This is a genomic window from Lascolabacillus sp. (assembly GCF_028696275.1).
GTDB lineage: Bacteria > Bacteroidota > Bacteroidia > Bacteroidales > Dysgonomonadaceae > Proteiniphilum > Proteiniphilum massiliensis.
Window position 1 is genome coordinate 178675 of record NZ_JAQVHI010000001.1, and the last position, 24016, is coordinate 202690.

Below are 24016 nucleotides of genomic sequence, written 5' to 3' on the forward strand. Positions count from 1 at the left end.
TTTTTAGAGTTTTACAGCGGTTCCGCCTGCAGTTATAATTGCCTGTTCAGCAGTTTTAGAGAAAGCATGAGCTTCCACTTCCAATTTAGAAGTCAACGCACCTTTACCTAATATCTTAACTAAATGCTTCTTAGTAATTAAACCTGCATTCAGTAAAACTTCAGTATCAATTTTAGTCAACTTCTGTGTATCTGCTAATTCCTGAAGAGTCTCTAAATTTATAGCTTTATACTCAACTCTTTTTAAAGGTTTAAATCCGAATTTAGGAACACGACGCTGTAATGGCATCTGTCCTCCTTCGAAACCGACTTTCTTTGAATAGCCAGATCTTGATTTTTGTCCTTTATGACCTTTTGTTGAGGTACCGCCTTTACCCGAGCCTTCACCACGGCCAATTCTTTTGCTGGATTTAGTAGCACCTGCAGCCGGTTTTAAATTCGATAAATTCATTTTATATATCTTTTAACCGTTTATACTTCAATTATTCTATTACAGTTACCAAATGGTGAACTTTATTTATAAGACCTCTAATTGTGGCATTATCTTCATGTTCAACCACTCGATTCATCTTGGTAAGCCCTAAACTATCCAATGTTCTTTTCTGATCTTTAGGAGCACCGATTCTGCTTTTAGTCTGTTTTATTTTTATTGTAGCCATTTCAGATTTAATTTTTATCCTTTAAATACTTTTTCCATACTTACACCTCTGTTTTGAGCTACCGTTAATGGATCTCTCAATTCAGTAAGCGCGAGAATAGTGGCTTTCACAAGGTTGTGAGGATTAGATGATCCTTTAGACTTTGCAAGAACGTCTGTAATACCAACACTCTCAAGCACAGCGCGCATAGCACCTCCTGCTTTTACTCCTGTTCCTGTAACTGCAGGTTTCAAAAACACCTCAGCACCACCAAAACGTGCTGTTTGCTGATGTGGAATTGTACCTTTATAAATTGGTACTTTTATCAGGTTTTTCTTAGCAGCTTCTACACCTTTTGCAATAGCTGTTGCAACTTCACCTGCTTTTCCTAAGCCCCAACCTACGATGCCGTCTTCATCACCTACAACTACCATAGCAGCAAATGTGAAAGTACGTCCACCTTTTGTTACCTTAGTAGTACGATTAATAGCCACTAAACGGTCTTTTAACTCGATATCGTTTGTAGTTTTTACTTTGTTATTATCTCTAGCCATAATCGTTAAAATTTAAGTCCTCCTTTACGAGCGGCATCAGCCAGTTCTTTAATTCTTCCATGATACAGGTAACCGTTTCTGTCAAAAGCAACAGTTTCGATTCCAGCCTCTTTTGCATTTTGAGCAATCATTTCACCTACTTTAGCAGCCATCTCTTTTTTAGGAAGTTTATCCTGAATTTTCAGAGAAGATGCTGATGCAAGTGTAGTACCGGAAATATCATCAATCACCTGTGCGTATATCTGCTTATTACTCCTGTAAACAGAAAGGCGTGGTCTCTCAGGAGAACCGGATACTTTTCCTCGAACACGAGTTTTTATTTTAAGTCTTCTTTCGTTTTTAGTTATCATTGCGTTTCAGTGTTTACGTAAAATTATTTAGCTGCTGTTTTACCAGATTTGCGGCGAACCTGTTCACCAACAAAACGTACACCTTTTCCTTTATAAGGTTCAGGTTTACGGAATGAGCGTATTTTTGCACAAACCTGTCCCAGTAGTTGTTTATCACAAGATTCCAGTAAAATAAGCGGGTTCTTGTTTCTTTCCATCTTAGTTTCAACCTTAATTTCTTTAGGTAGTTCCATAAGTATAGAGTGAGTGTAACCAAGTGATAAATCGAGAATCTGTCCATTGTTTGAAACTCGATAACCAACACCTACTAATTCCAGTTCTTTACGGAAACCTTCCGAAACACCAATAACCATATTGTTCAATAAAGAACGATATAAACCATGCAGTGAGCGGCTTTCCTTTGACTCATCTGGTCTGTTGATTGTAAGTTCACCATCATTAAGTTCGATAATCATACCTCCCTCAACCTTCTGGCTTAACTCACCTTTTGGACCTTTAACTGTAACCGCATTATCTTTCCCCACTGTTATAGTAACGCCCGCAGGCACTTTTATGGGTAATTTTCCTATTCTTGACATACTTTAATCTCCTTCAAATTAATAAACGTAACATAAAACTTCACCACCCACTTTTTGCTCGCGGGCTTCCTTATCTGTCATTACTCCATTTGAAGTAGATAAAATTGCAATTCCCAAACCATTAAGAACGCGTGGTAAATCTTTGTGGCCTACATATTTACGTAAACCAGGAGTAGAGATTCGTTCAAGTTTTTTAATTGCGTTTACCTTGTTTATTGGATCATACTTTAACGCAACCATAATTGTTCCTTGTGGTCCGTCATCTACAAACTTATAATTAAGAATGTAGCCCTTTTCAAAAAGAATCTTAGTGATATCTTTCTTTAAGTTTGAAGCGGGAATCTCAACCACACGATGTTTCGCCTGGATTGCATTTCTTAACCGCGTCAAATAATCTGCTATAGGATCTGTCATATACTAATAATTTAAATTGATCCCGCCTATCGGGACAATATTTAATAATTTATTGATTTCTGATTGTGATAAATCACTTACTCAGCTTTACCAACTTGCTTTTTTAACTCCCGGAATTTGACCCTTTGATGCCATTTCCCTGAACTGGATACGTGAAAGGCCAAACTGGCGCATGTATCCTTTAGGACGACCGGTTATTTTGCAACGATTGTGCAAACGTACCGGAGAAGCATTTTTAGGGATAGATTGAAGTGCCTCATAATTGCCTTCTGCTATATATTTTGCTCTTTTTTCAGCATAACGGGCAACCATTTTAGCTCTTTTCACCTCACGGGCTTTCATTGATTCTTTTGCCATTTTCTATTGATTTTGTTTTGTTCTAAATGGTAATCCAAACTCTCTTAAAAGTGCATATCCCTCTTCGTCAGTTTGAGCATTAGTTACAAAAGTAATATTCATTCCAAGAATACGAGGAACATTATCAATGTTAATCTCAGGGAAGATAATCTGTTCCTCTATACCTAGAGTATAATTTCCTCTTCCGTCTAGTTTACCACCAATGCCCTTAAAGTCACGTATACGTGGTAAAGCTACACGTACAAGTCTTTCAAGGAATTCATACATTTTTTCGTTTCGCAATGTAACACGAACTCCAATTGGCATTTTCTTACGAAGCTTGAAGTTAGAAATATCCTTTCTTGATACAGTAGCGACAGCTTTTTGACCAGTTATTGCTGTAAGTTCATTTATAGCTGTTTCGATAATTTTCTTATCTGCTACCGCAATACCCAAACCTTGATTAATAACGATTTTCTCAAGTTTTGGAGCCTGCATTATGGACTTATAGCCAAATTCTTTCATTAATGAGGGAACGATACGCTCTTTATAGTCATTTTTCAGACTTACCTCGTATTTTGTTGTAGTTTCACTCATTTCAATTCCTCCCCTGATCTTTTAGCGTAACGTACATTTTTTCCTTTACTATCTGCTTTTCTACCTACGCGAGTTGGTTTTCCTGTCTTTGGATCTACAGGATTTAGATTAGAAATATGCACAGATGCCTCTTTCTTTTCTATTCCACCGTTTGGATTTTGTGCGCTGGGTTTAGCATGCTTTGATACAACATTTACGCCTTCAACTATAGCTCGATTCTTTTTTACAAGGATCTCAAGCACGCGACCGGTTTTACCTTTATCTTCGCCAGCATTTACGTAAACTGTATCACCTTTCTTTATATGTAATTTTGTCATTGCCTGTGATTGCTTAATAGATTATAATACTTCAGGAGCTAATGAAACAATCTTCATATTAGTACTACGGAGTTCACGTGCAACTGGTCCAAAAATACGACTTCCTCTCAATTCTCCTGCATTATTCAGTAGAACACATGCATTGTCATCGAATCGTATGTAAGAACCATCAGCTCTACGAATCTCTTTTTTCGTGCGTACTATGATTGCTTTTGATACAGCACCTTTTTTAATATCACTTGAAGGGATTGTACTCTTTATTGAAACAACAATGATATCCCCTACTGACGCATAACGTCTTCCTGTACCTCCTAGTACGTTTATGCAGAGAACTTCTCTGGCACCACTATTATCGGTAACTGTTAATCTGGATTCTCTCTGTATCATATTACTTAGCCCTTTCCATTATTTCAACCACTCTCCATCTCTTTGTTTTACTCAAAGGACGTGTTTCCATTATACGCACTGTATCACCTATGTTACAGTCGTTCTTCTCATCATGGGCGTGAAATTTCTTCGTTTTATTAACGAATTTCCCATATATAGGGTGTTTCTCTTTCCATTTTACAGCAACAGTGACGGTTTTATCCATCTTATTACTGAAAACGACCCCGATTCTTTCTTTTCTTAAATTTCTCGTTTCCATTCTCTGTATTATTGATCTTTTTTCAATTCTCTTGCACGCAGTTCAGTTTTAATACGGGCAATGTTTCTGCGTTTTTCCCTGAGCAAGCCTGAATTATCCAGTGGTGTAATGGTATGATTGATTCGTAATTGATTTAACTCAATTACCTCAGCATCCAATCTTTCTTTCAAATCTTTATCGGGTAGCTCTCTTAATTCTTCTTGATTTTTCATCTTCATTTATGATTTTTGTTCATAATCATAATCTCTTCTCACTACAAACTTAGTAGTAACAGGTAGTTTCTGAGCTGCTAAACGCAATGCTTCTTGTGCTACCTCAAAGGATACACCTTCGATCTCGAAAAGAATTCTCCCCGGAGTTACAGGTGCAACAAATCCTTCCGGATTACCTTTTCCTTTACCCATACGTACTTCGGCAGGTTTCTTTGTGATAGGCTTATCCGGAAAAATACGTACCCAAACCTGACCTTGACGTTGCATATAACGTGTCACAGCAATACGGGCAGCTTCGATCTGACTTCCGGTAATCCACTTAGATTGCAGAGCTTTGATACCGAAAGAACCAAATGCCAGCTCATTTCCGCGACTGGCTAAGCCTTTCATTCGTCCTTTCTGCTGTCTTCTGAATTTAGTTTTCTTTGGTTGTAACATATCTTATCCTATTAAGCTTTATTTTTATTCCTTCTGCCGCCACGTCTGCCACCTCTGCCGCCGTCCTGACGACCAGCTCCGCGGCCACCTTGTGAACGGTTATCTTTAGAAGTTGCAAACGAAGGTGCAAGATCCTTCTTACCATAGACTTCACCACGGCATATCCAAACTTTTACTCCAATCAAACCAACTTTAGTCAGGGCTTCTGCAAGAGCATAATCAATATCAGCACGGAAAGTGTGAAGAGGAGTTCTACCCTCTTTGTACATTTCAGAACGAGCCATTTCAGCACCGTTCAAACGACCTGATACCTGAATCTTAATACCTTCTGCACCCATTCTCATAGTAGAGGCAATAGCCATTTTAACAGCTCTGCGGTAAGCAATTTTACCTTCTATCTGACGAGCAACGTTGTTTGCTACTATTACTGCATCAAGCTCTGGCTTCTTGATTTCATAAATATTAATTTGGATATCCTTATCGGTTATCTTCATCAACTCTTCTTTCAATTTGTCAACCTCTTGTCCACCTTTACCAATAATGATACCAGGACGTGCAGTACAAATTGTGATCGTTACAAGTTTCAGTGTTCTCTCGATTACTATACGGGATACACTTGCTTTAGCAAGACGGGCATTCAAATAGGTTCTGATCTTGTTATCTTCCAACAAAATATCACCATAATCATTTCCGCCATACCAGTTAGAGTCCCATCCCTTGACGATACCCAAACGATTTGCTATCGGATTTACTTTTTGTCCCATCTTACTTAATTTTGTTCTTGTTCTTCTTTATTAATTCTGTCAACCACTATTGTAACGTGATTTGAACGTTTGCGTATTCTATGACCGCGACCTTGTGGAGCAGTACGAAGTCTCTTAAGAGTTGTACCTTCATCCACAGATATTGTTTTTATAAATAGTTCGCCTGTCTCTGCTTTGCGATCGTTTTTCTGCTCCCAGTTAGAAATAGCTGACAATAATAATTTTTCTACTTTTGCTGAAGCTTCTTTGTTGGAAAACTTTAAGACACCCAATGCCTTAAATACTTCCATTCCGCGTATCATATCGGCTACATAACGCATTTTTCGCGGAGAGGAAGGAACGTTTTTCAACACGGCAAAAGAGACCTCTTTGCGGGCTTCTTTTCTCTTTTCGGCTGATATTCTTTTTCTAGCACTCATCTCTTTTTTTATTTATCTTTATTTCTTTCTGTTGCCTGCGTGTCCGCGGAACGTACGTGTTAAAGCAAATTCGCCTAATTTATGACCTACCATATTTTCTGTAATATAAACCGGAATAAATTTGTTTCCGTTGTGTACAGCTATAGTATGCCCTACGAAATCAGGTGATATCATAGAAGCACGTGCCCATGTTTTGATAACGGTTTTTTTACCGTTTTCATTCATGTCGTTAACCTTCTTTTCCAGTTTAAGATTGATATATGGACCTTTTTTTAATGATCTGCTCATAGTTTTTAATAATTAATCAGATTACTTCTTCTTCCTTTTTTCAATAATATACTTAGAAGAATGCTTTTTAGGAGCTCTTGTTTTCAAGCCCTTAGAATATAAGCCTGTGGCTGATCTTGGATGGCCTCCTGATGCGCGACCTTCACCACCACCCATTGGGTGATCAACAGGGTTTTTAACAACCCCACGTGTGCGTGGACGACGACCTAACCAACGTGAACGACCGGCTTTACCTGATTGTTCCAAAGCATGGTCCGAATTACCAACACTACCAATGGTAGCTTTACATGCAGACAGAATCTTACGAACTTCTCCCGATGGCATTTTAATAATCGCAAATTTCTCTTCACGAGAAACTAGTTGTGCGAATGTACCGGCAGAGCGTGCCATTTTAGCTCCCTGCCCAGGTCTCAGCTCAATATTATGAACTACTGTACCAATCGGTATTTGAGATAGAGGAAGCGCATTTCCAACTTCAGGAGCTACTTTGTCTCCTGACATCACTGTGGTACCAACTTTTAGACCGTTTGGTGCAAGTATATATGATTTTGCTCCGTCAGCATAATAAAGCAATGCAATTCTTGCTGAACGGTTTGGGTCATACTCAATACTTTTTACAACGGCCGGGATACCATCTTTTGTTCTCTTAAAGTCGATAAATCTGAAACGCCTTTTGTGACCGCCTCCAACATTTTTCGTAGTCATTTTACCACGATTGTTGCGACCGCCAGTAGCTACTTTACCGACAACAAGAGATTTCTCCGGTGCACTTGCAGTGATATTTTCAAATGAACCGATAATCTTGTGTCTTTGCCCCGGTGTAGTGGGCTTTAGTTTACGTATTGCCATTTCTTTTTAGATATTGCTGAATAAATCGATTGTTTCACCTTTTCTCAAGGTAACGATTGCTTTTTTGTATGAAGGTGTACGTCCTGTAACGACTCCCGATTTTGTATAACGGCTTCTCTCTTTACCATCATAACGCATTGTATTCACGCTTTCAACATGTACATTATAAAGCGATTCAACTGCTTTCTTGATCTCCACCTTATTAGCAGAAGGTACTACAATAAAACCATATCGGTTTTCATACTTGTCAGTAATTGCAGTTTGCTTTTCAGTGAATATGGGTTTTATTATTACACTCATTTTTTTTCTCCTTATGCTTTAAAAAGGTTGTCAATCGCGGCCACAGAAGACTCAGTAATCACTAGATTTGTTGCATCCATGATTGCATATGTGTTTAAATCTGAGGCTGTTACAATATTAACTTTCCCTAAATTTCGAGCCGACAAATATACATTTTTATTTTGACTTGGCAAAACGAAAAGTAGCTTTTTATCAGCAAGTTGTAGACTCTTTGTAAGTTCAACTAAACTTTTTGTTTTAGGTGCATCAAACTCTAAATCTTCAATAACTACAATTGAACTATTCTTTGCTTTCAGAGAAAGAGCTGACTTGCGTGCTAATGCTTTAGTTTTCTTATTTACCTTAAAACCATAGTCTCTTGGTTTAGGACCAAAAGCACGACCACCACCAACCAGTAATGGCGATTTGATATCACCGCGACGTGCACCACCGCCACCTTTTTGACGGATCAGCTTACGTGTACTGCCTGCTAATTCACCTCTCTCTTTAGTTTTGTGCGTACCTTGACGCTGATTAGCCAGATATTGCTTTACATCCAGCCAGATAACATGCTCATTAGGTTCAATCCCGAAAATGGAATCATCGAGTGTCACCTTTTTGTCTGTCACCTCTCCTTTGATATTATATACTGCTAATTCCATTTTATTTCTCAATTATTACGATTGAACCTTTTGCTCCGGGTACTGATCCTTTAACTAATAGAAGATTGTGTTCCGGAATCACTTTAATTATCTGTAAATTTTGAACGGTTACACGTTCATTACCCATATGTCCACCCATTCGGGTTCCTTTAAACACCTTTGCAGGGTATGAAGCTGCACCAATAGAACCCGGCGCACGCAATCTGTTGTGCTGACCGTGAGTTGATTCACCAACTCCGGAAAAGCCGTGACGTTTTACAACACCCTGAAATCCCTTACCTTTTGATGTACCAATCACATCCACGTAAATGGTGTCATTAAAAATTTCTACATTTATTTCGGAACCCGCTTTATATTCGTTTCCAAAACCTTTGAACTCGACCAAGTGTCTCTTTGGTGTTACTCCTGCTTTATTGAAGTGACCCTTTTCAGCTTTTGTTGTATGTTTGTCTTTCTTATCAACAAACCCCAGTTGAATAGCATCATAACCGTCATTATCAACGGTCTTCACTTGAGTAACCACGCAAGGACCAGCTTCGATAACAGTGCATGGAATGTTTTTTCCCTCGGCACTGAAAACGGAAGTCATTCCGATTTTTTTTCCTAATAATCCTGGCATTTCTCTAGTTGTTATTAATTAATAATATCTCTGAAACTTACACTTTTATTTCTACCTCAACACCGCTTGGCAACTCAAGCTTCATAAGTGCATCAACAGTTTTTGCCGTTGAGCTGTAAATGTCGATCAGGCGTTTAAAAGAAGCAAGTTCGAACTGTTCACGTGACTTTTTATTCACGAAAGTTGAACGGTTTACTGTAAATATGCGTTTGTGAGTAGGTAGTGGAATTGGTCCGCTTACCACTGCACCCGTAGCTTTTACGGTTTTTACGATTTTCTCTGCTGATTTGTCAACAAGGCTATAATCGTAAGATTTCAGTTTGATTCTGATTTTTTGGCTCATATATCTATTTATATTATTTGATCAAATCTACGCGGCCACCTACTTCTGTTAGAACTTCTTTTGCAATCGAAGCCGAAACAGGTTCGAAATGTGAAAATGACATTGTTGATGTTGCGCGCCCTGAAGTAATTGTTCTCAGTGAAGTAACATAACCAAACATTTCAGCCAGAGGAGTTCTTGCTTTGACTACACGTGCACCTGAACGGTTAGATTCCATACCCTCAACCTGTCCACGTCTTTTGTTCAAGTCAGAAATTACATCACCCATACTCTCTTCAGGTGTAACCACTTCAACCTTCATGATTGGCTCAAGCAATACAGGTCCGGCTTTTTCAACAGCACTCTTGTATGCCTGCATAGCACAAATCTCAAATGACAACTGGTCAGAGTCCACTGCGTGGTATGAACCATCAATTACTGTCACTTTAAGTTTATCCATTGAGTATCCGGCTAGTACACCATTTTTCATTGCACGCTCAAAACCTTTCTGGATAGATGGAATATATTCTTTAGGAATATTACCACCTTTTACTTCGTCAATAAATTGCAAGTTACCTTCAAAGTCTGGATCAGCCGGTTCAACTCTAACAATCATATCGGCAAATTTACCTCGACCACCAGTCTGCTTCTTGTATGTTTCACGCAGTTCAACAGATTTAGTGATAGCTTCTTTATATGTAACTTGTGGACGACCCTGATTAGCTTCTACTTTAAACTCACGTTTTAAACGATCAATAATGATCTCAAGGTGAAGTTCACCCATACCAGAAATCACTGTCTGACCTGTTTCTTCATCTGTTTTAACAGTAAAGGTTGGATCTTCTTCTGCAAGTTTTGCAAGACCAGTAGACAGCTTGTCAAGATCTTTTTGAGTCTTAGGCTCAACAGCTATACCAATAACTGGTTCCGGGAAGTCCATTGCTTCAAGTATGATAGGATTCTTTTCATCACAGAGAGTATCTCCTGTACGAATATCCTTAAATCCAACTCCTGCACCGATATCACCGGTACCGATAAATTCTTTTGGATTTTGTTTACTTGAGTGCATCTGGAAAAGACGTGAAATACGTTCTTTCTTACCTGAACGAGAATTATATACATAAGAGCCTGCTTCTATCTCTCCTGAATATACACGGAAGAAACATAGACGTCCTACATATGGGTCAGTAGCAATCTTAAATGCAAGAGCACTAAGAGGTTCACTTGGATCAGCATGACGTACCAGTTCTTTTGTAGAATCACTAGGATCGGTACCTGTAATTGACTCTGTATCAAGAGGACTTGGCAGATATGCACAAACAGAATCAAGAAGAGTCTGAACTCCTTTGTTCTTGAATGAAGATCCACAGATTACAGGGTTGATCTGCATTGAAATTGTACCTTTTCTGATAGCGCTTCTTATTTCATCTTCAGTGATAGTAGAAGGATCATCAAAGTATTTCTCCATTAGTTGATCATCGAATTCAGCGATGGTCTCAAGCATTTTATCATGCCATTCATTTGCCTCATCAATAAGATCATCCGGTATGTCAAAAACATCATATTGTGCACCCATTGTCTCATCATGCCAGTAATATGCTTTCATTGTTACTAAATCCACAACGCCTTTAAAAGACTCTTCAGCTCCAATAGGAATCTGAATTGGCATTGCATTAGCACCAAGCATCTCTTTTATCTGACGAACTACATCAAAAAAGTTAGCACCAGAACGGTCCATCTTATTAACATAACCAATTCTTGGTACTTTATACTTATCTGCCTGACGCCATACGGTTTCAGACTGAGGCTCAACACCACCAACGGCACAAAACGCTGCAACAGCACCATCAAGTACACGTAGCGAACGTTCCACCTCTACCGTGAAATCCACGTGTCCCGGGGTGTCAATTAAGTTTATTTTAAATGTATTGTCTTTATATTTCCAGTTAGCAGTTGTAGCAGCAGACGTAATCGTAATACCACGTTCCTGCTCCTGCTCCATCCAGTCCATTGTGGCAGCACCTTCGTGTACTTCTCCAATCTTATGCGTAAGACCTGTATAAAACAGGATACGCTCAGATGTAGTAGTCTTACCGGCGTCAATGTGCGCCATAATCCCTATATTGCGTGTGAATTTTAATGTGTCTTTTGAACCCTTAGCCATCTTTTTTACCTACTTGCTATGTTAAAATCTAAAATGAGCAAAAGCACGGTTAGCCTCTGCCATTCTGTGAATATCTTCTTTACGTTTGAATGCACCCCCCTGACTGTTATATGCGTCAATTATCTCAGCAGCCAATTTATCAGCCATAGATTTTCCTCCTCTTTTGCGTGCATACAAAATAAGATTTTTCATTGAAACTGATTCTTTTCTCTCGGGTCTGATTTCTGTAGGAACCTGAAATGTAGCTCCACCAACACGGCGTGACTTCACTTCCACCTGGGGTGTTATATTATCGAGTGCAGCTTTCCAAATCTCGAGAGCTGACTTCTCTTCGTTGGCCAATTTTGCCTTAACTGTGTCCAATGCAGAATAAAAAATGTCGTACGAAAGACTTTTTTTTCCGTCATACATAAGGTGGTTAACAAATTTTGTTACCCTTACATCACCATATACAGGATCTGGTAATACCTGTCTTTTTTTAGGTTTAGTTTTTCTCATTGCTATAAATTTTTTGTTGTTTGGTTGCCTTTTATCAGTCTTCAATAAATTCCTCTGAACCTATTTACTCAACCCTCATAAGTAGCCTAATCCAAAAATATCAACAGTAATTATTTTTAATTATTATTTCTTAGCTGGAGCTTTTGCACCTGGTTTTGGACGCTTAGCACCATATTTTGATCTTCTTTGAGTACGACCATTTACGCCGGCTGTATCCAAAGCTCCGCGTACAATGTGATAACGCACACCCGGAAGGTCTTTAACACGACCACCGCGCACTAATACTATAGAGTGTTCCTGCAAGTTATGTCCTTCTCCGGGAATGTAAGCATTCACCTCTTTAGAGTTGGTTAAACGAACACGCGCAACCTTTCTCATCGCTGAGTTTGGTTTCTTTGGTGTTGTTGTATACACTCTCACGCAAACGCCACGTCTTTGCGGACATGAATCCAGCGCGCGGGATTTGCTTTTTTCCTTCAGGGTAGTTCGCCCTGTTCTTACTAATTGTTGTATTGTTGGCATTTTCTACTTCCTTTTACCTGTATTATAATTTTTTAAATTCAATTTAACGCTATTATATCAATTTTTACCTGAATTGCTTTTATAAATCATTGATTATCATTTAATAACGATCCACTTCAGGTGAAAAACGGCACAAAATTACAAAGAATCAATCAATTGTGCAAGTGATTTACAATGTTTTTTTGAATCGCTGTGCTAAAAGAAGGGTATTTTTCAGATACTCGAATTCCAGTTCAAAACATTCAGAAAATATTCCGGTTCCAATATTATCCTCTATTTGGGTGGCAGTCCATAATTTCCCTCCTTCCAGATTCAATTTTTTCAACTGTTCCTCATCATTAACTTCAGAAACATATAAAAATATCAGCCGTTTAGTAACCTCATTCTCAAAAGTATATTTTAATAAAAATCTTAAAGGAAGGCTTTCACTACCACACTCTTTTCTAAATATTTTTTTTACAGTATCATCAATCTTATCATTAAACTGCATATATCTCTCAAAAGGATAATCCAGTTTACCCGGGTTTAAAACCCTCATTTGATCACGCTCTTTTAAATAAATCTCCCCTTTGCTCATAAGTGCAACCCTTACAACAGGATGCATAAACCTGTTTTTCAGGTCGGTTGTTACTGATTTTGCCACCTTACCTGTAACCTGGCCTGTCTCTGTTACAACCGGCAACCACTCTTCGCTGAACAATCTTCTCCGCATCAAATGCAAACGGGTAGTTTCAACAAATATAAGACCTATGATTATTATCTGAGCTATATTTATTATAAATGTATTTGCTGTATTCGAATACTCCCTGTTTCCTGTTGCAAAATACAGCAGAATCAGGAGTAGATGAAAGGTCAGACTGTATTGTGACTGAAATGCCACCCTAAACGACTCCTTAAGCAAATTTTTGGCAGCTTTATCCCTGTCTCTGGCTGCTATTGTCAGTAATCTGCCTTTTGATAATCTAATAAATATAAGAAGTATTACGAATATTGTCTCTACTACAACAAACTTGCTCAAAACAGATCGATCACTTAAACTGGTGAAAGATAATAATAACGCCATCAAAAATGTCAGCGTAGAGATATCATATATAAGCCTGTTTCTTGTCTTTACTGCAATTAATCCTATCAGCGATAATATCAAAGCAACCCCGACGGCTATGAGTGAATCAATATAGCAAATAAGGATTGAAAAAACTAACAGAGGTATTAGCCCCAACGATGGATTTCGAAGTATTCTATCTATTTTTGTTACTCCAAGCATAAGTAATCTAACCGCATATTCTTTTACTAAATATTTCTGTGATTTGAGCGTGAAATAATAACAACAGAAGTATCTTTTTGTTTAACTATATAATCCTATTACTTTTAATACTTGTCTGTATTTTTATATCCTGCTTGAAGCCATTACCCTAAGTTATAGATTGTTCTTGAAATAATTAATTACTTTATCATATAGATAACGAGATGTATTTTCTCCAGAAATAAAATGATTCTTGTCAGGAAAGAAAAACATATCGAAGTGTTTGTTGGCATTTATTAAAGCACGTGTATACTCAATGGAGTTCTGGAAATGAACATTGTCATCAGCTGTACCATGAATTAGAAGGAGATTGCCTTGAAGTTTATCTGCCAAAGTAATTGCAGATCCATTAACATATCCGCTATTGTTCTGCTGTGGCGTTCGCATGAATCTTTCAGTATAAACAGTATCATAAAAGCGCCAATCGGTAACAGGAGCAATTGCCACCCCCGCCTTGAATACACCATTACCTCTGCTCATACTCATAAGTACGTTATAACCGCCATAACTCCATCCCCATATTCCAATGCGGTCAGCATCCACATATGATAATGAACCCAAATAACGGGCTGCCGCTGCCTGATCGTCAGATTCCTGAATACCCAGATTAAGGTAGGTACTTTTTCTAAACTCCTCACCTCTGGCTCCGGTTCCGCGTCCATCAACACATGCAACCAATATCCCCTCATTCAATAGAGCATAATACCATGCAGCATTATATTTGTCAACCACCTGCTGTGAATTTGGTCCACTATACTGAATCATAACAACAGGATATTTTTTTGCAGGATTAAAATCTGCAGGTTTCAGTATCCATCCGTTAAGTTTAGTAATTCCGTCATTTGCAGTAACAGTGATGGCTTCTCGCTCAGGAAATCCGGCAGCTGCATAAGCTTCACGCACATCCCGATTATCCTCAAGCACTCTCAGCTGCTTCCCGGATGCATCATGCAAAGTTATAACTGCAGGTGTTTTTTGATCAGACCAGTTGTTTACAAAATACTTTCCATTTTCACTAAATGTAGCACTGTTATATCCTGGTTGCTGCGATAATTTCTGTGGTTCTCCTTTATTTATGTTTATCCTGTAAATATTACGTCTTAGTGGCGATTCATCAGCCGCCTCATAAAAAACCGTCGATGTATTTGGATCCACGGCAAGCAGGTCAGTGACATCAAAATTACCGCTTGTAAGCTGTTTCTGCAATGTACCGGTTATACCATATATATATATGTGGCTGTATCCGTCCCTTTCCGAAACATAGGTAAACTTGTCATCCATAAAATGGATTGAATTAAGCCAATCCGAGTCAATATAATATTTACTCTCTTCTCTTAATATGAGTTTAGCAACGGTCGACCTTGGATTAACAAAATACATATCAAATCTATTCTGATTCCTGTTTAATGTCATCACTGCAAGCTGCTCCGGATTATTGGTAAATTTAATTCTTGGTATGTATCCATCAGCATCCAGTGGAACATCCATTACTCTCGTCACACGTGATTCAATATCAAAAACCTTACACTCAACTGTAGAGTTTTTACCTCCTGCTTTCGGATATTTAAATTTATAATATTCCGGATAAAGTTGTTCTTCATAAGTCTGAAATGTAAACTCTTCAACATCCGACTCATCAGTGCGCACAAACGCCAATAGCCTGTTATCAGGAGAGAACTCCATAAGTCTTGTCGTAACAAACTCCTCCTCATAAACCCAGTCAGTTGCTCCGTTTATTATTTTATTGAGTTCACCATCAGTGGTTACTCTCGATTCTGTATCAAAATCAAATTTTGTCAACCAAATATCATTATCAATCACATATGCTACCATCTTACCATCAGGAGAGAAAGTTGGTATCATCTGCTTTGATGGCTGTTCACTCAGTCTTCTAACCATGTTCCTGCGCACATCATGATAGTAATAATTAGCTTTAAATGAGTGTCGGTAGATCTGTTCCCGGTCACGATAAACAAGCACTCTGTTTTCATCACTGCTCACCAGGAATCCCTGAAATGAATCAAAGTTGCAATTCCTGGCAGTGCGTGTACTGAACAGCGTATCAACAGCCTCACCTGTTGCATATACATACTTAATTACGGCTGTTCTTGCGGGGTCCGACTGATAATAATGCATTCCATCTGCAGAAGATACTATTGCTGATACTCCTCTTGCAGAGTACTTACCTCCCAAAATATCATACAGACTATATTTTTGTGCCTGCAGTGTTAAAAAACAAATTACCGTCAGAGCGGTAAGAAAAAGTCTTTTATTCATTATATTATCTCACTTTTAGAATTATACAAATGTAGCAATTTTGACATAAATAAGAGCCAACTGAACTACCCTTTACGTTTTTTTTTGTATTTTCGGCTTTTTAATAAAGACACCCAGTTTAGATTGTAGAATATCATCAGCATAATAAAAAGTAGATTTTAAGATATAAGACAACTTAAAAAAATGGAATCAAAAGAGCAAGTAAAACAAGAAAATCCGGAAAACAAAGTAACCGAACTTCCCGCAAATGCTTACAAGGAATTGGCACCGGGAGAGGAGTATAATCCTATTTTGCCCGCAGATAAACCTGCTACAGAGATAACAGGCTATTCACTTGTAATGGGTGTAATCATGGCAATAATATTTTCAGCCGCAACAGCTTATTCAGGACTTAAAATAGGTCAGGTCTTTGAAGCTGCCATTCCCATTGCAATTATTGCTGTAGGTGTATCAGCTGCATTAAGAAAGAAAAATGCACTTGGTCAAAACGTAATTATTCAGTCAATAGGATCCTCTTCAGGAGTAGTTGTTGCTGGTGCAATCTTTACTATACCGGGACTTTATATTCTTCAGGCAAAATACCCCGAGATTGAGGTTAATTTCTGGCAGATATTCTTTGCATCTCTTTTAGGTGGTATCCTGGGAATCCTGTTTCTTATTCCGTTCCGAAAATATTTTGTAAAGGATATGCATGGCAAACTGCCATTCCCTGAAGCAACTGCTACAACGGAGATACTTATGACAGGAGAGAAAGGTGGCAATAAGGCCAAGCTACTGGTAGTAAGTGGGGTTATTGGGGGACTGTTTGATTTTTGCTTTGCTCAATTCAGATTATGGAGTGAGGTAATTACATCTAAGATAATTCCTGCAGGTGCAGTGCTGGCCGACAAGTACAAAATGGTATTTAAATTCAATGTAAGCTCACTCATATTCAGTTTCGGATACCTCGTGGGATTAAGATATGCACTTATTATAGTATGTGGGTCTCTACTATCCTGGCTTGTACTGGTACCTCTGGTAAATGAGATAGGTGTACTTGGTGCAGTTGCAGGTGGTGGCATTAATCCTTTCGAAGCAATGTCTGCAGAAATGATATTTAACAGCTATGTCAGAAATATCGGTATCGGTGCAATTGCAATGGCGGGTATAATTGGTATAATCAAATCGTCGGATTCAATAAAAACGGCATTCTCTATGGCAACAGGGAAAAAAGTTGCTACAGGCTCTCATGAACAGACAACAAAAAGAACTGATCGTGATCTTAAAATGAGTGTCGTTGCTATATTTCTACTATTTGCCCTATTAGCAGTCTTCACATTTCTTCTGGTAGGTGTAGAAATCACTCCCACACAATCAGTTGTGGCATTAATTGCAATTGGTGTTATTTCATTCCTTTTCACAACTGTAGCTGCTAACGCCATAGCGATAGTAGGTTCAAACCCTGTATCTGGTATGACTCTTATGACTCTTATCCTGGTGTCAGTTATACTTGTTGGTGTAGGTGTTGGTGGACCAAAAGGTATGGTCAGTGCACTCATTATCGGAGGTATAGTATGTACTGCGCTCTCTATGGCGGGAGGGTTTGTTACCGACCTTAAAATAGGCTACTGGATTGGTTCAACTCCTGCAAAACAGCAGTCATATAAATTTATCGGAACGCTTGTATCTGCAGCTACAGTAGGTGCTGTAATCTATATACTTAACGAAGCTTACGGTTTCGTACTATCTCCGGAAAACCCAAACCCAATGGTTGCTCCTCAGGCAAATGCAATGGCTGCAATCATCGAACCTCTCATGGCTGGCAGTGGCGTAAGCTGGATGATGCTTGCAGTTGGAGCTGTAATTGCAATCCTTGTAAACTGGCTTGGGGTATCACCTCTCGCATTTGCTCTTGGTATGTTTATTCCAATTCAGTTAAACACCCCTCTTATTGTAGGTGGATTACTTAATCACATGATTAATAAGAAAGGTAAAGATCCAAAGCTAACCAATGCACGTCACCAGCGAGCAATACTTATCTCCTCCGGCTTTATTGCAGGAGCAGCTCTCTTTGGCGTAATCGGCGCATTAATAATATTTATTACAGGAAACTCAAATGCTCTTAATTTTGGATTGTGGAATGATCCTGATGGTGTTGGAGCACAAATTGCTGCACTGGTTGCATTTACTGCACTGGTAATCTATTTTGTATGGGAATCCAAAAGAGCAAAGGTTGAATAATGACAGTCCCTTTGTGGGTTTAATTAAGGCAAAAGAAAATTTATAGTTATGCGAAAAACATTATTATTTTCGTTATTAGTCCTTTTGACTCTTTACATCACAATAACAGGTATTGGTTGTACAAGTCAAAACAGTGATGTAATGAATGGCGATGAGGATCTTACTAAATATGTAAACCCATTTATCGGGACGGCATTCACAGGGCATACATTCCCCGGGGCCACCTACCCTTTGGGTTTTATGCAACCGGGTCCGGAAACGGGAAATTTCTCGTGGGATTACTGTTCAGGTTATTTCTATGACGATGAAAAAATCAACGGATTTTCACAGAACCGTTTAAATGGTACTGGTATTGTGGATTTCGGCGATCTCCTATTGCAACCTTTCTCGGGTGAAAAACGTGAGGATCTGAGCAGCACTTTTAACAAATCAACCGAAGTTGCCACTCCAGGTTATTATTCTGTTGTACTTACCGACAACGATGTTAAGGTTGAAGTAACCACTGCACCTCATGTTGCCTTTCATCGTTATACATACAATGCAGATAAAACATCTGGTCTGCTTGCTGATTTCCAGAGTGGACTGGTATGGAGTAAAGATCGTATATCCACTCATGTGCTTGAAAATGTAGTGAATTTCGAAAGCGATTATATTATAACAGGTTATACTCGTCGCCGTGAATGGACAGAACGCACATATTACTTCGTTATTGAGTTCGATAAACCTATAGTCTCGAAAGAGCTTCTTGAACAGAGGGATCCACGTGAGAAAGCACCTCGATATATACTGAACTTTGATTTGGGCAACGACTCAGTCCTGAACACTAAAGTAGCTATGTCTACAACAGGAATTGAAGGTGCAAAGTCAAACCTTGCTGCAGAAGGAAAAGAACGCAGTTTTGATGATGTTTATAAGGATGCAAAAAAAGAGTGGAACAGATATCTTTCAAAGGTATCAATAGAAGGAACAGATGAGGATAAAACCAACTTCTACACTGCTCTTTACCACCTTTATATACAGCCAAACAATATCGCTGATGTGGATGGAAAATATGTTGGTCCAAATGGAAAGATATCACAATCACCAACTGGTAAATTTTACTCAACTCTTTCGCAGTGGGATACCTTCCGTGCTGCATTTCCAATGTACACTATTTTGAGTCCGGAAATCATCAATGATCTTGTAAACAATATGCTGGAGTTCAGTGAGCAGAAGGGTCATCTGCCAATTTGGGCTTTAATGGGACAGGAGACCTTCACCATGATAGGAAACCACTCCATTCCTATGGTCGTTGATGCATACCTGAAAGGATTTGAAGGGTTTGATGCAGAAAGAGCTTACAGCGAAATAAAGAAATCTCTGACCGAGGGCAAGCATAAGAATGCAGGCTGGGAAGAGTATGACAAGTATGGTTATTATCCATACGATCTGTTTAAGGTGGAATCTGTTTCACGTACACTCGAAAGTGGCTTTGATGATTACTGTGCAGCGATAATGGCAAAGAAGCTGGGTAAAACCGAAGATTATGAATTCTTCATGAATCGCTCAGGTTATTACAAGAATCACTATGACAACGAAACCAAAAGTATGAGACCCAAGGATTCAAAAGGTGAGTGGCTTACTCCTTTCGACCCTTACCGGTTGGCGCATGCCGACTCAAATATTGGTGGTCATTATACCGAGGGTAATGCTCTACAATATACATGGCATGTATTACAGGACATTCCGGGACTTATAGAGTTACTGGGTGGAAAGGAGGAAGCTGGTAAGGTTCTCGACTTCCTTTTTACAACAGAACAAGAGTCAACAGGCACACTATCTGATGTAACAGGACTTATTGGTCAATACGCCCACGGAAACGAACCAAGTCACCACATCGCTTACATATATATGTATTTAGACAGACCGGAAGATACTCAGCGACTGATTCGTCAGATCTGCAAAAATTTTTATCAGAACAAGCCTGATGGATTAATAGGAAATGATGATTGCGGTCAGATGTCCGCCTGGTACATGTTTTCTGCTATGGGGTTCTACCCTGTTAATCCTGTAAGCGGAGAGTTGGTATTTGGTGCTCCGCAGCTTCCAAAAACAACTTTAAACCTTGATAATGGTAAAACATTCACAATTGAAGCTATAAACCTGTCTGAGGAGAATATGTATATCGAAAAGATTGAACTGAATGGTTCAATATACACAGAAAAATTTATCACATATGATGATATAATGAATGGTGGAGAGCTCACCTTTTACATGACATCAAATCAATAACAGTTTATTTATCTGTTAATGTTGATGACCATCCTCATCATTTGAGATAAAAATCTCTTTTGCAACAAATGACTCCTGTCCTGATTCATCGGTACAGTAAACAATAAAATGGTAATGCCCCTCTCTCAGGGGCATTTCTTCTATTACCCCATTAACCGTTCTGCGTATGGTAGTTGGAATTACAATATGCTGATGTTCCACTGTGACAATCTTTTTACCTGCTATTGGCGATTCACCAAGAGTTATAAACTCTGTCTCCATCCAGGTCTTTTCAAAAGCTATGCTGTCAGTGGCAGCTCGTGTACTCATAACTGTCGAATTATGTGAATGGTTATCAAATGCTCCGTGTATATCAACCTTGTATGATGCAAGTGCTATGTTATCCGAAAACTCCACCTTAAAATGTACCGCATCACCAGGTTTCACATGCTCATCCTCAAAAGGTTCAATTACTTTTATAACCGGCTTCTGATTATCTATTTCTATTTTATCGCAGGAGACTGAAATAAGTCCCGAAAATATAATTATCACTAAGAAAGCAACTCTTGTAAACTTAAATCTTTTCATATCTGTTTTTAACACATCAAGAACATTAAAACAATAAATTAACACTAATCATTAAATTTCAATACTCATTCATTCATTTCAGAACATCATTTTAATAATCAGCTGAATATTTCTTCCCGGCTCGGGAGCATTCAGTTTCCTGTAAAAACTCAAGTGATTAAGATATGCTCTGTTGAATATATTATCTGCCCTGAACTGAGTCACAATTCTTCTGCCTCCAATATCCCAGTGTGCATTAGCAGACAGATTCCATAAACTGGTTCCGGGTGTGATCTCTTCATTTCTTGAAACCCTGTTCTGATCCATTACCATACGATTCTCTAAACTGAATGAGTATTGTGTGATCAAACCTGTGCCCAGATCTGAATACGTGAGGTCGGTTGTAACTGCTGCGGGAGGTGTAAAAGGTAAGGGGTAATTATCTTCCATATTAACACTAAACAGATATTCAAAGTCGGAAGTAGCCGACCAATTATTAGTAAAATCATATCTTATAATCATTTCACCACCTGCCATAAATGCTGCGGACTGACTGTAGCGGTAGATCTGACCAGCATGAGGTAATACCGACCACTCTCCTGTTGGGTTCAGATAGATATAGTTGTTAAACCAAGTAACAAAAGGGTTGAGTGTTACTGAAAGCTTTCTGCCTCTGAAATGATAATCTGCATCCAATTGCAACCCTTTTTCTGATTCAAGTTCATCATTTCCCATCTCATGTCTGAATGCTCCATGATGCACTCCATTTGACGATAGCTCATTTGCTCCGGGATATCTGAAACTGCTGCCTACATTTAGTTTTAAAGAGTGACGTTTATTAAAATCATAGCTAATTCCTGCTGAATAGGAGAGATCATTGAATGTTCTGCTTATGTCTGATGATCGTTGTGAATACAGATCAGCCTCCTGCTCATCATATCCCTGCATTAATAAATATTCACTTAGTACAGAGTCATAAAATCTATAAATGTTCAGCTTGCCGATATCATATCTTAATCCCCCTGTAAGTGTTAAATTGTCGCTCCACTTAATACTATTCAGCCAAAAAACACCACCCGATAACCGGTCAAACTCTGGCAACAAAAAGGAGTACCCTCCTACTCTGTTATGCTGATACTCTGCCGATACACCTATTATCTTTGACCACCTCTCTCCCTCATCTTTCAAATACCTCAGACCTGCTGTGTAAGTATTTAAAATAAATTGTATTTCCAGATCGGGATCCACAGCTGGTGGCAACTGGTTACTGTAATGTGTATGAAACTGCGACATCTCTTCTCGATGGTTGTTCTGATATCCCAAATCAAGGTTTATCCTGCCTTTATTATTAATATTCCACTCATTGTTCGATATCACTTTCAGGTGATTGGATGTAGAATAAGGCATCTCAATATTGCGGTATGAACCATCATGTTCCAGCCTGTTAAGTGCCGGTATACCATGAGCTCCCGGAAAGAATCCGTTTTTAGCATTAACATTCGACAAGTGAAGCCAACTGCTGAAGTTATCATCACTGTAATTCGAAGAAAATGAAAGATTATACTCTCTCCCTGCACTGTTTTTCATTCGTCTCCCATATACAGGCATTTTCCAGGTGAGGTAATCTATAGTATCTGTTGGTATACGATAATCGGCATAACTCTGAATAGTTGCCCTGCCTCTATAAAACATATTCCCTTTTTTTCTACTTGCTGAAACTGATGTCCCAAGGAGATCGTTGTTGCTTTTTCCAATCAATGTAATATCACCCCAGAACTGGTCATGATCAGGTATTTGCGTTGGCATGATCTCTATCACTCCTCCAATTGCATCAGAACCGTAGAAAAGTGACATTGGACCTTTATGAACCCTTACATTATCAACATCATACTGATCAATTTCAAGTCCATGATCCGCCCCCCACTGCTGATTCTGCTGTACCACTCCTTTATCAACCACTGCAATACGGTTGAATCCCAATCCACGAATTACAGGTTTCGAAAATCCGGCTCCTATATCCATAGATGAGATACCCGATATAGAAGCAAGTGTCTGCACAAAATTAGTGGAGTTATTCCTTAGTAGGTAGTCCCGCCCAATTTCCCTCACTGCCAGTGCTGAAATTTGCTCTCTATTTCTCCTTTTTTTTCCACTAACCATTATTTCCGAAAGTGTTAAATGAATAGGCTTCATATAGAGATGAATAACTGTATCCTCTTCTGCCGAAACAGGTAAAGTCAATTCCTCATAACCGATAAACTGCACAGATAATTTGTAGTCCCCCGGCTCCAGATCCCCGAAGCTGAAAAAACCATCCTTGTCGGTCTCAACATGTCTGTTTGCAGGTTGCAATGAAACAGTCGATGCAGCCATTCGGCCACCATTGTCAGCATCATGCACAGTTCCGCTTATAGCAATTCTTTTGCTGATATCTGCTACCTGCGATAAAACTGCACTAACACTGAATAACAGTAATATAAAAGATAATGATAACCTCATTAAATTGGAGTATAGTTATTTAACATGGCCTGCACAATCAGCGCAGCAACCTTCAATCACAACAAATACTTCGCGGCTAACAAACTTATCTGGAAGTTCTGCTTCAAATTTTGTCTTACCTTCAAGACACATAACCTCATCACATTCTTCACAGTGAAAATGTGAATGAAGATTACTTTCATTGTGATGATGATTGTTCAAAGCATACTTCACACTATTGTCGTTAAGTACAATCTTATGGATAACACCACTATCTTCAAGAGTTATTAAGGTGCGATAGAAAGTAACCCTGTCAAATAGTTCAGGATATTCACCTTTTAACTCGTTCTCCGACATAGCTTTGTTGTTCTCGAGTAGACTCTTGACTATAAACTTCCTGCAGGCAGTACTCCTTAAATCCTGTCTTTTTAATATCTCTTCTGCTGTGATCATAAA

The 24016-nt window shown here is 38.7% G+C and carries 31 protein-coding genes; 2 read left to right on the plus strand and 29 right to left on the minus strand.

What is annotated here, in order from left to right:
- Positions 1 to 3: 3 nt before the first annotated feature.
- From rplO to PHO43_RS00935, 26 genes are all read right to left on the minus strand, one after another.
- Positions 4 to 450 (minus strand): 50S ribosomal protein L15, encoded by a 447-nt coding sequence (rplO, locus tag PHO43_RS00810; protein ID WP_045089299.1) that lies wholly within the window; start codon positions 448 to 450, stop codon positions 4 to 6.
- A 31-nt stretch (positions 451 to 481) separates the two neighbouring features.
- Positions 482 to 658 (minus strand): 50S ribosomal protein L30, encoded by a 177-nt coding sequence (rpmD, locus tag PHO43_RS00815; RefSeq protein ID WP_045089298.1) that lies wholly within the window; start codon positions 656 to 658, stop codon positions 482 to 484.
- Positions 659 to 672: 14 nt separating this feature from the next.
- Positions 673 to 1191 carry a 30S ribosomal protein S5 gene (gene rpsE / locus PHO43_RS00820; protein ID WP_045089297.1) on the minus strand — a complete coding sequence of 173 codons (519 nt, stop codon included), beginning with the start codon at positions 1189 to 1191 and terminating at the stop codon, positions 673 to 675.
- Positions 1192 to 1196: 5 nt separating this feature from the next.
- Positions 1197 to 1541, minus strand: a complete 345-nt coding sequence (rplR, locus tag PHO43_RS00825; protein ID WP_045089296.1) for a 50S ribosomal protein L18 — start codon at positions 1539 to 1541, stop codon at positions 1197 to 1199.
- 23 nt (positions 1542 to 1564) lie between these two features.
- The gene (gene rplF / locus PHO43_RS00830; protein WP_045089295.1) at positions 1565 to 2119 is read right to left on the minus strand and encodes a 50S ribosomal protein L6; all 555 of its coding nucleotides are present in this window, start codon (positions 2117 to 2119) and stop codon (positions 1565 to 1567) included.
- Positions 2120 to 2137: 18 nt separating this feature from the next.
- Positions 2138 to 2533 carry a 30S ribosomal protein S8 gene (rpsH, locus tag PHO43_RS00835; protein WP_045089294.1) on the minus strand — a complete coding sequence of 132 codons (396 nt, stop codon included), beginning with the start codon at positions 2531 to 2533 and terminating at the stop codon, positions 2138 to 2140.
- Positions 2534 to 2620: 87 nt separating this feature from the next.
- On the minus strand, positions 2621 to 2890 hold the full coding sequence (rpsN, locus tag PHO43_RS00840) for a 30S ribosomal protein S14 (RefSeq protein WP_045089293.1): 270 nt from the start codon (positions 2888 to 2890) through the stop codon (positions 2621 to 2623).
- A 3-nt stretch (positions 2891 to 2893) separates the two neighbouring features.
- Entirely contained in the window at positions 2894 to 3466 is a 573-nt protein-coding gene (gene rplE / locus PHO43_RS00845; protein ID WP_045089292.1) for a 50S ribosomal protein L5, read from the minus strand.
- Positions 3463 to 3783 (minus strand): 50S ribosomal protein L24, encoded by a 321-nt coding sequence (gene rplX, locus PHO43_RS00850; RefSeq protein ID WP_045089291.1) that lies wholly within the window; start codon positions 3781 to 3783, stop codon positions 3463 to 3465. Before rplX ends, rplE begins: the two co-directional genes overlap by 4 nt.
- A gap of 21 nt (positions 3784 to 3804) precedes the next feature.
- Positions 3805 to 4170: a 50S ribosomal protein L14 gene (gene rplN, locus PHO43_RS00855; protein ID WP_045089290.1), complete on the minus strand. Its 366-nt coding sequence runs from the start codon at positions 4168 to 4170 to the stop codon at positions 3805 to 3807.
- Between the two features lies 1 nt (position 4171).
- Positions 4172 to 4429, minus strand: coding sequence for a 30S ribosomal protein S17 (gene rpsQ, locus PHO43_RS00860; protein WP_045089289.1), 258 nt, complete (start codon positions 4427 to 4429; stop codon positions 4172 to 4174).
- Between the two features lie 8 nt (positions 4430 to 4437).
- Complete coding sequence (rpmC, locus tag PHO43_RS00865) at positions 4438 to 4641, minus strand: 50S ribosomal protein L29 (protein WP_394331728.1); 204 nt, start codon at positions 4639 to 4641, stop codon at positions 4438 to 4440.
- Between the two features lie 6 nt (positions 4642 to 4647).
- On the minus strand, positions 4648 to 5079 hold the full coding sequence (rplP, locus tag PHO43_RS00870; protein ID WP_045089287.1) for a 50S ribosomal protein L16: 432 nt from the start codon (positions 5077 to 5079) through the stop codon (positions 4648 to 4650).
- 11 nt (positions 5080 to 5090) lie between these two features.
- Positions 5091 to 5843 carry a 30S ribosomal protein S3 gene (gene rpsC, locus PHO43_RS00875; RefSeq protein WP_045089286.1) on the minus strand — a complete coding sequence of 251 codons (753 nt, stop codon included), beginning with the start codon at positions 5841 to 5843 and terminating at the stop codon, positions 5091 to 5093.
- A gap of 5 nt (positions 5844 to 5848) precedes the next feature.
- On the minus strand, positions 5849 to 6262 hold the full coding sequence (gene rplV / locus PHO43_RS00880; protein ID WP_045089285.1) for a 50S ribosomal protein L22: 414 nt from the start codon (positions 6260 to 6262) through the stop codon (positions 5849 to 5851).
- Between the two features lie 18 nt (positions 6263 to 6280).
- Entirely contained in the window at positions 6281 to 6550 is a 270-nt protein-coding gene (gene rpsS, locus PHO43_RS00885) for a 30S ribosomal protein S19 (protein ID WP_045089284.1), read from the minus strand.
- A gap of 21 nt (positions 6551 to 6571) precedes the next feature.
- The gene (rplB, locus tag PHO43_RS00890; RefSeq protein ID WP_045089283.1) at positions 6572 to 7399 is read right to left on the minus strand and encodes a 50S ribosomal protein L2; all 828 of its coding nucleotides are present in this window, start codon (positions 7397 to 7399) and stop codon (positions 6572 to 6574) included.
- A gap of 6 nt (positions 7400 to 7405) precedes the next feature.
- Positions 7406 to 7699, minus strand: coding sequence for a 50S ribosomal protein L23 (rplW, locus tag PHO43_RS00895; RefSeq protein ID WP_045089282.1), 294 nt, complete (start codon positions 7697 to 7699; stop codon positions 7406 to 7408).
- 11 nt (positions 7700 to 7710) lie between these two features.
- A complete protein-coding gene (gene rplD / locus PHO43_RS00900) occupies positions 7711 to 8340 on the minus strand; it encodes a 50S ribosomal protein L4 (protein WP_053826526.1) in 630 nt (209 codons plus the stop codon).
- A 1-nt stretch (position 8341) separates the two neighbouring features.
- Positions 8342 to 8959, minus strand: a complete 618-nt coding sequence (rplC, locus tag PHO43_RS00905; RefSeq protein ID WP_045089280.1) for a 50S ribosomal protein L3 — start codon at positions 8957 to 8959, stop codon at positions 8342 to 8344.
- A gap of 37 nt (positions 8960 to 8996) precedes the next feature.
- The gene (rpsJ, locus tag PHO43_RS00910; protein WP_019541341.1) at positions 8997 to 9302 is read right to left on the minus strand and encodes a 30S ribosomal protein S10; all 306 of its coding nucleotides are present in this window, start codon (positions 9300 to 9302) and stop codon (positions 8997 to 8999) included.
- Between the two features lie 13 nt (positions 9303 to 9315).
- Complete coding sequence (gene fusA / locus PHO43_RS00915; RefSeq protein WP_053826528.1) at positions 9316 to 11445, minus strand: elongation factor G; 2130 nt, start codon at positions 11443 to 11445, stop codon at positions 9316 to 9318.
- A 21-nt stretch (positions 11446 to 11466) separates the two neighbouring features.
- A complete protein-coding gene (gene rpsG / locus PHO43_RS00920; RefSeq protein WP_288008620.1) occupies positions 11467 to 11943 on the minus strand; it encodes a 30S ribosomal protein S7 in 477 nt (158 codons plus the stop codon).
- Positions 11944 to 12066: 123 nt separating this feature from the next.
- Positions 12067 to 12465: a 30S ribosomal protein S12 gene (rpsL, locus tag PHO43_RS00925; RefSeq protein ID WP_053826529.1), complete on the minus strand. Its 399-nt coding sequence runs from the start codon at positions 12463 to 12465 to the stop codon at positions 12067 to 12069.
- Positions 12466 to 12634: 169 nt separating this feature from the next.
- Entirely contained in the window at positions 12635 to 13729 is a 1095-nt protein-coding gene (locus tag PHO43_RS00930) for a hypothetical protein (protein ID WP_288010987.1), read from the minus strand.
- Between the two features lie 153 nt (positions 13730 to 13882).
- Positions 13883 to 16045, minus strand: a complete 2163-nt coding sequence (locus PHO43_RS00935) for a S9 family peptidase (RefSeq protein WP_288010989.1) — start codon at positions 16043 to 16045, stop codon at positions 13883 to 13885.
- A gap of 183 nt (positions 16046 to 16228) precedes the next feature.
- On the opposite strand from PHO43_RS00935, the gene PHO43_RS00940 reads away from it, so the two are divergent.
- Both PHO43_RS00940 and PHO43_RS00945 read left to right on the plus strand, forming a co-directional pair.
- Positions 16229 to 18265 carry an OPT family oligopeptide transporter gene (locus PHO43_RS00940; protein WP_045089275.1) on the plus strand — a complete coding sequence of 679 codons (2037 nt, stop codon included), beginning with the start codon at positions 16229 to 16231 and terminating at the stop codon, positions 18263 to 18265.
- Between the two features lie 48 nt (positions 18266 to 18313).
- On the plus strand, positions 18314 to 20536 hold the full coding sequence (locus PHO43_RS00945; RefSeq protein WP_288010991.1) for a GH92 family glycosyl hydrolase: 2223 nt from the start codon (positions 18314 to 18316) through the stop codon (positions 20534 to 20536).
- Positions 20537 to 20551: 15 nt separating this feature from the next.
- Here the strand turns inward: PHO43_RS00945 and PHO43_RS00950 are convergent, their stop codons facing one another.
- The 3 genes from PHO43_RS00950 to PHO43_RS00960 form a co-directional block, all read right to left on the minus strand.
- Positions 20552 to 21103: a DUF4625 domain-containing protein gene (locus PHO43_RS00950; protein ID WP_288008610.1), complete on the minus strand. Its 552-nt coding sequence runs from the start codon at positions 21101 to 21103 to the stop codon at positions 20552 to 20554.
- Positions 21104 to 21181: 78 nt separating this feature from the next.
- The gene (locus tag PHO43_RS00955; protein ID WP_288010993.1) at positions 21182 to 23581 is read right to left on the minus strand and encodes a TonB-dependent receptor; all 2400 of its coding nucleotides are present in this window, start codon (positions 23579 to 23581) and stop codon (positions 21182 to 21184) included.
- Between the two features lie 15 nt (positions 23582 to 23596).
- The gene (locus PHO43_RS00960) at positions 23597 to 24013 is read right to left on the minus strand and encodes a Fur family transcriptional regulator (RefSeq protein WP_288010995.1); all 417 of its coding nucleotides are present in this window, start codon (positions 24011 to 24013) and stop codon (positions 23597 to 23599) included.
- Positions 24014 to 24016: the final 3 nt, after the last annotated feature.